Here is a 13,648-nt window from a genome sequence, read left to right as displayed (position 1 = left end):
GGGAGGGGACACGCCGCCCGCCCCGCTGCGTAGCAAATAGGACATATCGGGTTACGGTGCTGCGGTACGTCCCGTGCTCCCGCGCCGCCCTTCCCCTTCCGCGCGGGACCGTCTCACGCCCCCGCGAGGGAAGTCATGATCCAGGCCATCGGACTGACCAGCGTCCCCCGCCGCAACCGGCCCCCCGTCGTCGACGACCTGACCTTCGAGGCCCGCCCCGGGCGCGTGACCGTCCTGCTCGGGGAGGCCGGCGCCGGCAAGACCAGCACCCTGCGTCTGATGCTGCGGCTCGACCCGGGCCGCGGCGTCGCCCTGTTCCGCGGCCGCAGCCTCGACCGCGTCGCCCATCCCGTGCGCGAGGTCGGCGTGCTCCTCGGGGACGTCCCGGGCCACCCCGGCCGCACGGCCCGCGGCCACCTGCGCATGCTCAGCGCGGCCGCCGGAGTGCCCGCCGCCCGGGCCGACGAGGTGCTCGACGTCGTGGGCCTCAGCGGGCTGGCCGACCAGCGCATCGGGGACTTCTCCCGCGGCATGGACCGCCGGCTGGGCATCGCCGCCGCCCTCCTCGGCGACCCGCACACCCTCGTCCTGGACGAGCCGACCGCCGGCCTCTCCCCCCGGGAGACCTCCTGGCTGCACGGCCTCCTCCGCGGCTACGCGGCCCAGGGCGGGGCCGTGCTCGTCACCTCGTCCTCGCCGGGGGAGGCGGCACGCGTGGGCGACCAGGTCGTCACCATCCATCGCGGACGCCTCGTCGCCGACCAGGAGACCGCGGTCTTCGCCCGGGCCCGCCTCCGGCCGCGGGTCGCCGTCCGCTCGCCCTCCGCGGCGCGGCTCGCGCACATCATCTCCGCGGAGGCGGAGGCCGCCTGCCCGCCGTCCGAGGCCCCGCCCGTGGAGGTCGTCCATGAGGGCGGCAGCGCCCTCGCCGTGTACGGCAGCAGCTGTGCCGCCGTGGGGGAGACCGCGTACCGGCACGGCATCCTCGTGCACCGGCTCGCCGAGGAGGTCGAGGCCGGGCCCGTCCCCCCGCTCCAGCGCGCCGACGGCCGCCGCCCGGCCGATGCCGCGACCGCCCCCGACGCCCCGGCGGGCGTACCCGCCGCACACGGGCGCGACGCGCCCGAGGGGCCGCTCTCCCGCGTGCAGCCGCCCCTGCCGGCGCCCGGCCCGGCCTGGCCGCTGCGCTACGAGCTGCACCGCATCGCCGGAGTACGCACCGGATGGGTCGTGGTGGCCACCACTCTGCTGCTCTCCCTGCTCGCCTCGGTCCTGCTGGCCCGGGCCGGGGCGCCGGAGCCCGGCCTGCTCGCCGGGTGGCCCGCGCCGCTCCCGCTGCCCCCGGCCGCGCTCGGCGCGGGGGTGCTGGGAGCGCTGGCCTTCGGGCAGGAGTACCGCTACCCGGCGCTGGCGCCGGACGCGGGGGGCGTCCCCCGGCGGCTGGCGCTCCTCGGCGGCAAGCTCACGGTCACGGCCGCCGCCGCGCTGCTGCTCGCCCTCTCCTCGGTGGTCCTGGACGCCGTGGTGGTGCGGCTCCTCTTCGGGCGGTCGGTGACCCTCTTCCCCGACGCCTGGCCCGGCGCCCTCGCCGGATGGATCGCCCTCGCCCTCGGCTGCGCGTGGGCCGGGCTGCTGGGCGCGGGCCTGTTCCGGTCCACTCTCCTGGGGCTCGTCGCCGTGCTGGTGGTCCCGACGCTGGTGGTCCCGGTCGTGAACGCCGTGCTCGCCCGCCCCGCGGCCCGGTCGCTGGCCGGACTGCCGGGGCGGCTCCGCTCCTCGGCTCCGCTCCAGTGGCCGGCCGGCATGGACGAGGGCGTCTCGACGGCGCTGCGGCTGGTGTCCCAGCCCGTCGGCTGGGCGCTCGTGCTGTCCCTGACGGGGCTGCTCGGGGCCTATGTCCTCACGGTGTTCCGGGGGAGACCGCGGTGAGGTCTGTGCTAGGGCGTCGCCGGCCCGGCGCTCGTCGGCCGCCGGTCGCGGCGGACACGGAGCGTAGCGGGCGGCCGACCGGGGTCGCGGAGAACGCGGACGTCATCGGAGGGCCCCGCGTCCGCCGGTACCCGTGGGTAGACGTCCTACGCCACGCTCCGGAACCGGCCCTCTATAGCTGTCCGTACGCGCTCGACCTCGAAGAGTGCCCAAATCTGTCCGTTTGGACGTCAATTGTGAGGTAATGGGCGATCACCCTTTCGTGTGCTTTTCACCAAAGACCTCAAGGCCTGTCGGCCCGTCGCCGACAAAGGAAGCGTGAGTACCCTTGCGCACACCATGATGACCGCGGCTCGCCCCGCCGACTCCGGCCTGACGGGCCCGGGCGAGCTCGACCGCTACTCCTACGCGGAGGCCCCCGGGGCCGACCGCGGCTCCGCGCACGCCTGGGACGGTGACGCGGAGCTGGGCCGCGCCGGCCGCCGGGCGGCCGGCAGCCGCGGCCGGGGGCTGCATGGACAGCTCGTCCAGCAGCTGGGGCAGATGATCGTCTCCGGCGATCTCGGTGCCGACCGGCCGCTCGTCCCCGAGGAGATCGGCCAGCGCTTCGAAGTCTCCCGCACCGTCGTCCGGGAGTCGCTGCGCGTTCTCGAGGCCAAAGGTCTGGTCAGCGCCCGCCCCAACGTCGGCACCAGGGTCCGTCCGGTCAGCGACTGGAACCTGCTCGACCCGGACATCATCGAGTGGCGGGCCTTCGGGCCCCAGCGCGACGACCAGCGCCGGGAGCTCTGCGAGCTCCGCTGGATCATCGAGCCGCTGGCCGCACGGCTCGCCGCCGGGCACGGCCGCGAAGACGTCCAGCAGCGCCTCGCCGACATGGCGGAGATCATGGGGCACGCCCTGGCCCAGGGTGACTCGCTCACCTTCTCCCGGGCCGACGCCGAGTTCCACACCCTGCTGCTCCAGGTCGCGGGCAACCGCATGCTGGAGCACCTGTCGGGCATCGTCTCGGCGGCCCTGCACGTCTCCGGCGCCTCGGTCGGCGGGTGCGACCGCCCCACCGACGCGGGCGTCGGCCACCACCTCCGGATCGTCGACGCCGTCGGGGCGGGTGACGCGGCCGCCGCGGAATCCGCCATGCGTCAGCTGCTCGTCTCGCACCCCGAGGTCGAGCGGGCCGTGCCCGCGCCGCGCGAGCACTGATCCGCGGGAACGGGCCGTACGGACAAGGAAAGGTGCGCGCGGGACTGTTCGTCCGCCCCGCGCGTACGGCCGCGCGGGGAGTCGCGGAACCGCGCGGGGCGATCCGTACAGGCGCGTGCGAGAGGAAACGCGCCGCCGGTCTTGGGTCGAGCTGCGGAGGAGCGCATCGTTCTGTCCCGTTCAGTGGTATCTCACACCCTTATGAGGTGTGACTCGGGCCACGGGGATTGGGCGTAACGCTCCCTGAGGCAGCGCGATGACTTAAGAGGTGGTGGCCGTGGAGGGAATACAGGCCTCGAACGAGGCGCTGTGTTGCTACCGCACTATCGCCCGCGCCGTCGGTTCATCCTTGCCGACGGTCGTCGGCTCCGATCCCCAGCGGATGGAGCCGGAAGCCGTTTCCATCGTTCCGAGAGGTTGTTCGTGTCGGCCAGCACATCCCGTACGCTCCCGCCGGAGATCGCCGAATCCGAGTCTCTGATGGCGCTCATCGAGCAGGGAAAGGCCGAGGGGCAGATCGCCGGCGACGACGTGCGTCGGGCCTTCGAGGCTGACCAGATTCCGCCAACCCAGTGGAAGAACGTTCTGCGCAGCCTCAACCAGGTCCTCGATGAGGAAGGTGTGACGCTGATGGTCAGTGCGGCAGAGGCGCCCAAGCGCACCCGCAAGAGCGTCGCAGCGAAGAGCCCGGCGAAGCGCACCGCCACCAAGGCCGTCTCGTCCAAGACGGTCACGTCCCGCCCGTCGTCCACGGCCGCCGCCACGTCCGCCGCGGGCTACGGCGACGAAGCGGGTGACGAGGCCGTGACGCCCGCCAAGAAGGCCGCCGCGAAGAAGACGGCCGCCAAGAAGACGGTGGCGAAGAAGGCCACCGCCAAGAAGACGACGGCCAAGAAGGCCACCGCCAAGAAGGACGCCGACGAGCTCCTCGAGGACGAGCTCGTCGACGAGACCCCCACCCCCGGCAAGGTCGACGAGGAGGAGGAGACCGGCGAGAACAAGGGCTTCGTCCTGTCCGACGAGGACGAGGACGACGCCCCGGCGCAGCAGGTCGCGGTGGCCGGTGCCACCGCCGACCCGGTCAAGGACTACCTCAAGCAGATCGGCAAGGTGCCCCTCCTCAACGCAGAGCAGGAGGTGGAGCTCGCCAAGCGGATCGAGGCCGGTCTGTTCGCCGAGGACAAGCTGGCCAACGCGGACAAGCTCGCCCCCAAGCTCAAGCGTGAGCTGGAGATCATCGCCGAGGACGGCCGGCGCGCCAAGAACCACCTGCTGGAGGCCAACCTCCGTCTCGTGGTCTCCCTGGCCAAGCGCTACACCGGCCGCGGCATGCTCTTCCTGGACCTGATCCAGGAGGGCAACCTCGGTCTGATCCGTGCGGTCGAGAAGTTCGACTACACGAAGGGCTACAAGTTCTCGACCTACGCCACCTGGTGGATCCGCCAGGCGATCACGCGAGCCATGGCCGACCAGGCCCGCACCATCCGCATCCCGGTGCACATGGTCGAGGTCATCAACAAGCTCGCGCGCGTGCAGCGCCAGATGCTCCAGGACCTGGGCCGTGAGCCCACCCCGGAGGAGCTGGCCAAGGAGCTCGACATGACCCCCGAGAAGGTCATCGAGGTCCAGAAGTACGGCCGTGAGCCGATCTCCCTCCACACCCCGCTGGGTGAGGACGGGGACAGCGAGTTCGGTGACCTCATCGAGGACTCCGAGGCGGTCGTCCCCGCCGACGCGGTGAGCTTCACGCTTCTGCAGGAGCAGCTGCACTCGGTTCTGGACACGCTCAGCGAGCGTGAGGCCGGCGTGGTGTCCATGCGCTTCGGTCTCACCGACGGTCAGCCGAAGACGCTCGACGAGATCGGCAAGGTCTACGGGGTGACGCGTGAGCGCATCCGGCAGATCGAGTCGAAGACCATGTCCAAGCTGCGCCACCCCTCGCGTTCGCAGGTGCTGCGCGACTACCTGGACTGATCCTCGGGTTCCCGATCACAGGGCCCGGTTCCTCTTCGGAGGGGCCGGGCCCTCGTCGTTCGGCCGGTGCGGCGGACGGTCGCCCGGCGGAACGAGGCGGACGGCGGACTCCGGATGCGGCGGACGGTGCCGGGGTTGACTCTGGGAAGGCAAGTGCATCCGCTGCGTCAGGAGACCGTATGCGTGCCCTCGGCTGTTCGCTGACCGCCGCCTTCGCGCTGCTGCTCGCGGCGCCGAACCCGGTGGCGGCCGATGAGCGGCTGGTCGTGGGCGGGCAGGAGGTGAAGACCGCGGACGCGCCGTGGGTGGTGGCCCTGGCGAGCCGCGAACGCTTCGGCGCGACGCGCTCAGGGCAGTTCTGCGGCGGCGTCGTCGTGGGGCGCAGCACCGTGGTGACCGCCGCCCACTGCCTCACCCGCGAGGTGCTCGGTACGGAACCGAGCGCGGCGTCCGACCTGCGGGTCATCGTCGGCCGCGACGATCTGAAGGGGAAGGCCGGATCCGAGCTGGCCGTGAAGGAGACGTGGGTCAACCCGGCCTTCAACGCGGAGACCAACGCCGGGGACGTCGGGGTCATCACGTTGGCGGAGCCGCTTCCCGACGGCCGTGCGATCGCGATGGCGCAGCAGGGCGAGGCGGTCTACGCGGCGAATACGCCGGCCATGGTGTACGGCTGGGGCGACACCCTGGGCAACGGGTCGTACTCGGACACGCTGCGTGCCGCCTCGGTGCTGGTGCTCGCCGACGAGCTCTGCGAGAAGGCGTATCCGGGCGGGCTGGAGGGGGCCTACGACCGGAAGACCATGCTCTGCGCCGGCTGGCCGGAGGGCGGGAAGGACGCCTGCCAGGGCGACAGCGGAGGGCCGCTGGTGGCGGACGGGCGGCTGGTGGGGCTGGTGTCATGGGGAAGCGGATGCGCCCAGCCCGGCCGTCCGGGGGTCTATACGCGCATCTCCGCCGTTTCCGCGATGGTCACGGCACACAGTGTCGACGCGAGGCCGCACAGCCCTCAGGGGCCCGCACAGCTCGCGCGCCCGGCGGTCCCCTCGTGAGAGCGGGCCCGGGCCCGACGAGGACGGGCGGCCGCCCCCGGTGGGGGCGCCGCCCGTCGCTGCCCAGCCCACAGGGGTCGGACCTCGCTCGTCGTGGATGCGATGTGCCAGCGTTCCAGCGGTGGACTCAGCGGTCCTCGGGAGGACCTCAGCGGTCCTCGTCGGACGCGGAGGCCGGGACGGCCGTCAGTCGCTCGGTCTCGTCCTGTATCTCCGCGGCGATCTTCTTGAGCTCCGGCTCGAACTTGCGCCCGTGGTGGGCGCAGAACAGCAGCTCACCGCCGCTCAGGAGAACGACGCGCAGGTATGCCTGAGCGCCGCACCGGTCGCAGCGGTCAGCGGCCGTCAGCGGGCTCGCGGGGGTCAGAACAGTAGTCACGTCGCCTCTTCTCTAGCTCGACGAGCTGTCGTACCAGGGTCAACATCCAACCAGGCCGAAAACGTTCCCGCTCGTGGCTTTTCCTCGAAACTTCCTTCCGAGTGAGCCGGATCTTGACGTTTGGCGGCGAATGAGCCGTATTGCGTGGGTCTACGGTTTCACATCGCTGAGGTTCACATCATCGGGGGGTCCGTCCACCCGGCCGGCTTGCCGGGTTGTTCTTGAGGACGTGCCCGGAGCCTAAATGGTTCATGCCTCCAAGGGAACGTGATGTGCACGTCACCCCATCGAGTCATCGAACAGGCATTCGAAATTCGACTAGCATGGTCGGCGCCGCGGGTGGCGGCACAAAGGCTCTACCGGGCCTCGGTACCCTCTGAACGGCGAACGAGCCAGCCATGCGCCCGCAGACGGGTGACAGAGAAATTCAGCGAGGAGCGAACCGCGTGACCGCCGATACGTCCGTGCCGTCCACCGCATTGCTGACCGGGGCAGACCGGGACGGATCCAACTACACCGCGCGGCACCTGCTCGTCCTCGAAGGACTGGAAGCCGTCCGGAAGCGTCCCGGCATGTACATCGGGTCGACGGACAGCCGCGGCCTGATGCACTGCCTCTGGGAGATCATCGACAACTCCGTCGACGAGGCCCTGGGCGGCTACTGCGACCGCATCGACGTGATCCTGCACGATGACGGCTCCGTGGAGGTCCGCGACAACGGCCGGGGCATTCCGGTGGACATCGAGCCCAAGACGGGGCTGTCGGGCGTCGAAGTCGTCATGACCAAGCTGCACGCGGGCGGCAAGTTCGGCGGCGGCGCCTACGCGGCCTCCGGCGGTCTCCACGGTGTCGGCGCCTCCGTCGTCAACGCGCTCTCCGCGCGACTGGACGTCGAGGTGGACCTCCACAGCAGGACCCACACGATCAGCTTCCGGCGCGGTGTGCCGGGCATCTTCACCGAGTCCGGTCCCGACGCGCCCTTCGACCCGGCCAGCGGGTTGCTCAAGGGCAAGAAGGTGCCCAAGAACCGGACGGGCACCCGGGTCCGCTACTGGGCGGACCGGCAGATCTTCCTCAAGGACGCCAAGCTCTCCCTGGAGACGCTCTACGGGCGCGCCCGGCAGACGGCCTTCCTGGTGCCCGGACTGACCATCGTGGTGCGGGACGAGCGCGGCCTGGACGGCGCGGACGTCACCGAGGAGACGTTCCGCTACGACGGCGGGATCAGCGAGTTCTGCGAGTTCCTCGCGCAGGACAAGGGCGTCTGCGACGTGTTGCGGCTGAGCGGGCAGGGCACCTTCAAGGAGACCGTGCCCGTCCTCGACGAGCGCGGGCACATGATGCCCACCGAGGTCACCCGGGAGCTCGGGGTGGACATCGCGCTGCGCTGGGGGACCGGTTACGACACCACGATCAAGTCCTTCGTCAACATCATCGCCACCCCGAAGGGCGGCACGCACGTCGCGGGCTTCGAGCGGTCCGTCACCAAGACCGTCAACGACGCGCTGCGCGCGAGCAAGCTGCTGCGTGTCGCCGAGGACGACGTGGTCAAGGACGACGCCCTGGAGGGCCTCACGGCGGTGGTGACCGTGCGGCTGGCGGAGCCGCAGTTCGAGGGGCAGACGAAGGAGGTGCTGGGCACCTCGGCCGCCTCCCGGATCGTCGCGAACGTCGTGGCCAAGGAGCTCAAGGCGTTCCTGACGTCGACCAAGCGCGACGCGAAGCAGCAGGCGCGGGCCGTGCTGGAGAAGATCGTCGCGGCGGCCAGGACGCGGATCGCCGCTCGGCAGCACAAGGAGGCGCAGCGCCGCAAGACGGCGCTGGAGTCCTCGTCGCTGCCGGCCAAGCTGGCCGACTGCCGCAGCGACGACGTGGAGCGCAGCGAGCTGTTCATCGTCGAGGGCGACTCGGCCCTGGGCACCGCCAAGCTGGCGCGGAACTCGGAGTTCCAGGCGCTGCTGCCGATCCGCGGAAAGATCCTGAACGTGCAGAAGGCCTCGGTCTCGGACATGCTCAAGAACGCCGAGTGCGGGGCGATCATCCAGGTGATAGGAGCGGGGTCCGGCCGGACCTTCGACATCGACGCCGCGCGCTACGGCAAGGTCATCTTCCTCGCCGACGCCGATGTCGACGGAGCGCATATCCGCATCCTGCTGCTCACCCTCTTCCAGCGCTACATGCGGCCGATGGTGGAGGAGGGACGGGTGTTCTCCGCGGTGCCGCCGCTGCACCGGGTGGAGCTGACCCGCCCCAAGAAGGGGCAGGACAAGTACATCTACACCTACTCCGACAACGAGCTGCGGCAGACGCTGCTGGAACTCGAGCGCAAGGGCATCCCGTACAAGGACTCCGTCCAGCGCTACAAGGGTCTGGGCGAGATGGACGCCGACCAGCTCGCGGAGACCACGATGGACCCGCGCCACCGCACCCTGCGCCGGATCAACATCAGCGACCTGGAGGCCGCCGAGCGCACCTTCGACCTGCTGATGGGCAACGAGGTGGCGCCGCGCAAGGAGTTCATCACCAACTCGGCGGCGACGCTCGACCGCTCGCGCATCGACGCCTGAGTCTCCACCCCCGGGTGGAGAGAGGATCTCCACCCGGACTCCACCCGTGATCCACCCCTGCTCCGATCCGTGCCGGGCGGCGGCTCCGTAGCGTCGGATGTGCCGGCCGGCAGCGTGTTCACCCGCGGTCGGCCGCCGTGTCCACGCTCAACGGAGGGGCCTTCCATGTCCGCTGTGATCGACGTAGGGGTGATCGTCGCCGTCGTCGCGCTCGTCGTCGTCCGGCAGTTCAAGCCGCAGAAGGTGGTCTCGGGCGAGCGGCGGTGGTGGATCGTGCCCGCGGTGCTGGTCGTCGTCGCGGCCAGGGAGCCGGGGATGGTGGACGCCGGCCATCGGGTGGCGTCCGTGGGGCTGCTGGTGGCGGGGGTGGCGGTCGGGCTCGCCACCGGTGCGGCCTGGGCCTGGACCACACGAATATGGACCGACGAGTCGGGAGCGGTCTGGGCGCGGGGCACGAGAGCCGCGGTGGCGATCTGGGCCGGCGGGCTGGTGCTGCGGCTGGGGCTGTCCGGGATCGGGGCGCTGATCGGCGTCCACCAGGGGGCGGCGGCCACTCTGGTCACGCTCGCGGCGATGCTGCTGGCCAGGACCGGGATTGTGGTGCTGCGGGCCCAGCGGTCGCTTCCGGCGTACGGTGTCGTTGCCGGTGGCTGAGACCGCGGTGGCCGAGACCGCAGCGCGTGAGACCGCCGTGCGTGAGACCGGAGCACGGGTGGAGGAGCCGGACGTGCCCAGGGAGAGCTGGACCGCGTGGCCCGCCCGGGAGGCGCTCTCCCAGGCCGGGGTACCGCGCCGTCGCCAGGTGCTGACGTGGATCGTGCGCGCCGTGCTGGTCGGGGTGTTCTTCGCCGGCGTGGTGCGGGAGGACGTGCTCCGCGGGTGGGAGTACGCGGTGGTGGCCGCGGGGTTCGTGGTGTGCGGCGCCGCGATCTGGCGGTGCTACACCACGACGCTCGACCGGCGGCTGTGGGCCTCGGTCGGACTGCTGGCGGTTCCGGTCGCGGTGGGAGCCCTCGCCGAGGGGGCGGGAGCGCACGTCGCCGCCGCCGGGCTGTGGTGCATCGCCGCGGTCGTCGCGGTGGAGCGGCTGCCGCTCGGGCCCGGTCTGGGGCTGGCGGCGGTCCCTCTCGCGGCCTACGTGCTGACGACGCGGGGCTCATGGGCGGGAACGGCCGGGACGGTGGCCATGGTGCTGCTCATCGGGTACTCGCTGCGGCTGGACGAGGAGGCGCGGGGGGCCGGGTTCCGGATGCTGGCCCAGGAGCGGGCCGCGCGCCGGGCGGAGGCGGAGACGGCGGCCCTGAACGAGCGGGCGCGGATCGCACGCGAGATCCATGACGTCCTCGCGCACAGCCTGTCGGCCCAGCTGGTGCACCTGGAGGCCGCGCGGCTGCTGGTCGAGAGCGGCGCGGAACAGGACCGGGTCCTCGAACGGATCGTGTCCGCGCGGGGGATGGCCCGGGAGGGGCTGGCCGAGACCCGGCAAGCGCTGTCCGCGCTGCGGGGGGAGATGACACGTCCGGAGGAGTTCCTGCGGGACCTCGCGGCCGCGCAGGGGGCCGGTCTGCGGGTGACCGGTGAGCCGCGCCGGCTCCCGGCGGAGGCCGGGCTGGCGGTGCGCCGGGTCGCGCAGGAGGCGCTTACCAATGTGCGCAAGCATGCTCCGGGGGCGCGGGTGGACATGGAGTTCTCCTATTTGGAGGGAGAAGTGGAGCTGGCGGTTCATGACGGTGGGGCGCGGGGGAAGAACACCGAGCTGGCCGGCTCCGGCGCCGGGTACGGACTGCTCGGCATGCGGGAGCGGGCCGAGCTGCTGGGGGGCAGTCTGGAGGCCGGTCCGGTGGCTGAGGGGCGCGAGGGCTTCATGGTGCGCCTGAGAGTGCCGGCGTGATGAGAAACGTGGGGAATGTCAGGTGGGGGGAGCGGGAGTGGTTCCGGGAGGCGGGAGTGGTGTGAGCGGAGCAGGTGAGGCGGAACGGTCGCCGGCGCGGGTCCTGGTGGTGGACGACCAGACCGTGGTCCGTGAGGGGATCGTGATGCTGTTGGGGCTGTTGCCCGGCATCGAGGTCATCGGATCGGCGGGCGACGGGCTGGAGGCCGTGCGGCTCGTCGCCGAGCACGCCCCGGACGTGGTGCTGATGGATCTGCGCATGCCGCGCTGCGACGGCGTCGAGGCCACCCGGCGTATCCGCGAGAACCATCCGGACACCCAGGTCGTGGTGCTCACCACCTTCGGTGACGACGACTCGCTCTTCCCCGCGCTCCAGGCCGGGGCGCGGGGGTATCTCACCAAGGACGCCGGAGGGAAGGAGATCCTCCGGGCGATCGAGGACGTGAGGTCGGGGGAGGCGGGGCTCTCCCCGCAGGTGCAGCGGAGGCTGCTGGAGCGGCTGGCGACGGCGGCGCCCGTGCAGGCGCCCAGGCCGTACGGCGCGTTGGCGTCGTCCGGTCCGTCCGCCGATCGCCGGGCGGCGGGTTCCGGGGGAGGGCCGGAGGCGCTGCCCGACGGGCTGACCGCACGGGAGGCGGAGGTCCTGGCGCTGGTCGCCGAGGGGCTGTCGAACACGGAGATCGCCCGGCGGCTGCACGTCAGCACGGCCACGGTGAAGACGCACATCAACAACCTCTTCGCCAAGACCGGAGTACGGGATCGGGCGCAGGCCGTCCGGTACGCGTTCCACCATGGCATCGCGGGGGCTTCGGGGCCGGGTCTCCGGGGCTGAACAGCGGGCCTGCCAAATGCTCGTCGTCCGTCAGCGGCCGGACCAGGTGTAGCGGTGTTCGGGGCGGCCCGTGGAGCCGTAGCGCAGGGTCAGGCTCAGCCGGCCGGACGTCTCCAGGCGCTTGAGGTAGCGCTGGGCGGTGGAGCGGCTCAGTCCGGCGCGGGTCGCGACCTCGTGGGCGGACAGGGGATGTGCGGCGTCGCGGAGCACCCGGCGGATCAGTTCCGCCGTCGGGGCGGAGTGGCCCTTGGGCAACGGCGGTGAGACGGCGGTCGTCCGCAGGGTGGAGAAGATCCGGTCCACCTGTTCCTGCTCGGCCTCCTCCGTGCCGTCGAGGGCCAGGCGCAGCCGGGCGTACGCCTCCAGCTTCGCCCGCAGACCGGGGAAGGAGAACGGTTTGACGAGATACTGCAGGGCTCCGTAGCGGATGGCCGTGCGGACGGTGGCGATGTCCCGGGCCGCGGTCACCATGATGACGTCCGTCGGATGCCCCGACTGCCGGACGCGGCCCATGAGCGACAGGCCGGTCTCGTCCGGCAGGGAGTGGTCGAGCAGCATCAGGTCGACGTGCTCGCGTTCCAGAACGGCCATGGCCTGGGCCGCGTTGTGGGCGGTGGCCCGTACGCGGAAGCCCGGAACCCGTGCCACATACGCCGCGTTGACCTCCGCCACACGGAAGTCGTCGTCCACGACGAGGACTTCGAACATGGTGCACCCCTTCGAGCGGTGTGGCCGGACGGCCCTCGGCTCCGCCGTCTCGCGGCCCCGTCGTGCCGCCACCTGTTCTAGCGTGCGCAGAACGAGCAGAACAGGGTTCGTGTGCGCAAGCGGCACAATGCGCGACAGGCCCGGCTCCCTAGGCGCCTCAGGCGAGCGGGACGACGGCGACGACGTCCATGCGGGCCGGTGAGCCGAGGGCCCGGCCGCAGCTCTCGGGGCGCGGTGGCTCGGCGGCGCCCTGTTCGACGACGACCCGCCAGGAACGGCCGTCGGTGTGGGCCACGGTCACCTCGTGGCGAGGGGCGGAGCCGGTGGTGGCGGCCACGTCCAGGGCCTTCGCGTCCGTCTCGCCGGTCAGGGCGCGTACGGCCAGTTCGGCGGCCTGGGCGGGGCGGTCCCAGGCGGACCGGCCGCGGCAGTTCGCGGTCACCACACGGCCCTCGCGCGCGGCTTCCAGCACTTCCTTGACGCCGTGCGCGGTGGCCCGGCCGTACGCGTAGCCGAAGGGCAGCACGAAGAGGGTCGGCGCGAAGCGGTGGCCGCCGATGTGGGTGACCTCCCAGACCCCGGTGCCCCCGGCGGCCGTCAGTTCCGCCGCCAGCGGGCGGCCCAGCAGGGCGCAGCAGCGGTCGCGCTTGCCGTTGGTGCACACCAGGGCGAGCGGATCGCCGGTGTACGGCTCCCACAGTCCGTCGTGGTGCCCGGCGCCGAGGGCGGGGAGGTCCAGGTCCAGGAGGAGCGCCGGGTCGTCGAGTTCGGTGGTGCGGATCCAGGAGCGGCCGGGGGCCGTGTGCGCGACGAAGATCCGGCGGCCGGCCGGCGGGCGGCAGTCGGCGTGCCGCCCGGGGCGGCGGATCAGGGCGACCCGCACGCCCGTACCAGCGGCCGCCTCTTCCAGGGCCCGGCCGACGGCGGGGTCGAGGCGACTGGAGGTGAGGGCCTTGGCGCCCCAGGGGCCGGGCTGTTCGATCAGCAGCCAGGTGGGGGCGGTGACGGCGGTACCGGCCAGGGGCTCGGTCAGCAGTCGGGAGGCGGTGGCGCACGTGCTCACATAGGCGAGCCTAACCTGGGGCGGAGGGCGCTGCGCGCCCGGTCGGCCCC

General features: G+C 72.1%; 11 protein-coding genes. 8 read left to right on the top strand and 3 right to left on the bottom strand.

Annotation, left to right across the window (positions count from 1 at the left end; genetic code table 11):
- The first annotated feature begins 135 nt into the window (after positions 1-135).
- The 4 genes from K7I03_RS07925 (at position 136) to K7I03_RS07910 (ending at position 6,158) form a co-directional block, all read left to right on the top strand.
- Complete coding sequence (locus K7I03_RS07925; RefSeq protein WP_185943320.1) at positions 136-1,929, top strand: ABC transporter ATP-binding protein; 1,794 nt, start codon at positions 136-138, stop codon at positions 1,927-1,929.
- 264 nt (positions 1,930-2,193) lie between these two features.
- Positions 2,194-3,132: a FadR/GntR family transcriptional regulator gene (locus tag K7I03_RS07920; protein ID WP_274390170.1), complete on the top strand. Its 939-nt coding sequence runs from the start codon at positions 2,194-2,196 to the stop codon at positions 3,130-3,132.
- A gap of 423 nt (positions 3,133-3,555) precedes the next feature.
- Positions 3,556-5,106 carry an RNA polymerase sigma factor gene (locus K7I03_RS07915; protein WP_185943318.1) on the top strand — a complete coding sequence of 517 codons (1,551 nt, stop codon included), beginning with the start codon at positions 3,556-3,558 and terminating at the stop codon, positions 5,104-5,106.
- A gap of 179 nt (positions 5,107-5,285) precedes the next feature.
- Positions 5,286-6,158 carry a S1 family serine peptidase gene (locus K7I03_RS07910; RefSeq protein ID WP_185943317.1) on the top strand — a complete coding sequence of 291 codons (873 nt, stop codon included), beginning with the start codon at positions 5,286-5,288 and terminating at the stop codon, positions 6,156-6,158.
- Between the two features lie 148 nt (positions 6,159-6,306).
- Here the strand turns inward: K7I03_RS07910 and K7I03_RS07905 are convergent, their stop codons facing one another.
- Positions 6,307-6,537 carry a DUF7455 domain-containing protein gene (locus K7I03_RS07905; protein ID WP_004949045.1) on the bottom strand — a complete coding sequence of 77 codons (231 nt, stop codon included), beginning with the start codon at positions 6,535-6,537 and terminating at the stop codon, positions 6,307-6,309.
- A 446-nt stretch (positions 6,538-6,983) separates the two neighbouring features.
- On the opposite strand from K7I03_RS07905, the gene K7I03_RS07900 reads away from it, so the two are divergent.
- The 4 genes from K7I03_RS07900 to K7I03_RS07885 all read left to right on the top strand — a co-directional run bounded on the left by K7I03_RS07900 (position 6,984) and on the right by K7I03_RS07885 (position 11,827).
- Positions 6,984-9,104 carry a DNA gyrase/topoisomerase IV subunit B gene (locus tag K7I03_RS07900; RefSeq protein WP_185943316.1) on the top strand — a complete coding sequence of 707 codons (2,121 nt, stop codon included), beginning with the start codon at positions 6,984-6,986 and terminating at the stop codon, positions 9,102-9,104.
- A gap of 165 nt (positions 9,105-9,269) precedes the next feature.
- Entirely contained in the window at positions 9,270-9,758 is a 489-nt protein-coding gene (locus tag K7I03_RS07895) for a DUF1453 domain-containing protein (protein ID WP_185943315.1), read from the top strand.
- A gap of 73 nt (positions 9,759-9,831) precedes the next feature.
- Complete coding sequence (locus tag K7I03_RS07890) at positions 9,832-10,995, top strand: sensor histidine kinase (protein ID WP_185943378.1); 1,164 nt, start codon at positions 9,832-9,834, stop codon at positions 10,993-10,995.
- A gap of 61 nt (positions 10,996-11,056) precedes the next feature.
- A complete protein-coding gene (locus tag K7I03_RS07885) occupies positions 11,057-11,827 on the top strand; it encodes a response regulator transcription factor (RefSeq protein ID WP_185943314.1) in 771 nt (256 codons plus the stop codon).
- 30 nt (positions 11,828-11,857) lie between these two features.
- Here K7I03_RS07885 and K7I03_RS07880 read toward each other — a convergent pair whose 3' ends face one another.
- Both K7I03_RS07880 and K7I03_RS07875 read right to left on the bottom strand, forming a co-directional pair.
- The gene (locus tag K7I03_RS07880) at positions 11,858-12,535 is read right to left on the bottom strand and encodes a response regulator (protein ID WP_185943313.1); all 678 of its coding nucleotides are present in this window, start codon (positions 12,533-12,535) and stop codon (positions 11,858-11,860) included.
- Positions 12,536-12,692: 157 nt separating this feature from the next.
- Entirely contained in the window at positions 12,693-13,598 is a 906-nt protein-coding gene (locus tag K7I03_RS07875) for a sucrase ferredoxin (RefSeq protein WP_185943312.1), read from the bottom strand.
- Positions 13,599-13,648: the final 50 nt, after the last annotated feature.

It is taken from the genome of Streptomyces mobaraensis, from assembly GCF_020099395.1.
In the GTDB taxonomy this organism is placed as follows: Bacteria; Actinomycetota; Actinomycetes; order Streptomycetales; family Streptomycetaceae; genus Streptomyces.
This window is presented reverse-complemented; position numbering and strand designations above follow the sequence as displayed.

Bases quoted from the DNA above. Each gene is read 5' to 3' on its own strand.
- K7I03_RS07925 (WP_185943320.1), top strand. From the start codon at position 136: ATGATCCAGGCCATCGGACTGACCAGCGTCCCCCGCCGCAACCGGCCC.
- K7I03_RS07910 (WP_185943317.1), top strand. From the start codon at position 5,286: ATGCGTGCCCTCGGCTGTTCGCTGACCGCCGCCTTCGCGCTGCTGCTC.
- K7I03_RS07895 (WP_185943315.1), top strand. From the start codon at position 9,270: ATGTCCGCTGTGATCGACGTAGGGGTGATCGTCGCCGTCGTCGCGCTC.
- K7I03_RS07880 (WP_185943313.1), bottom strand. From the start codon at position 12,535: ATGTTCGAAGTCCTCGTCGTGGACGACGACTTCCGTGTGGCGGAGGTC.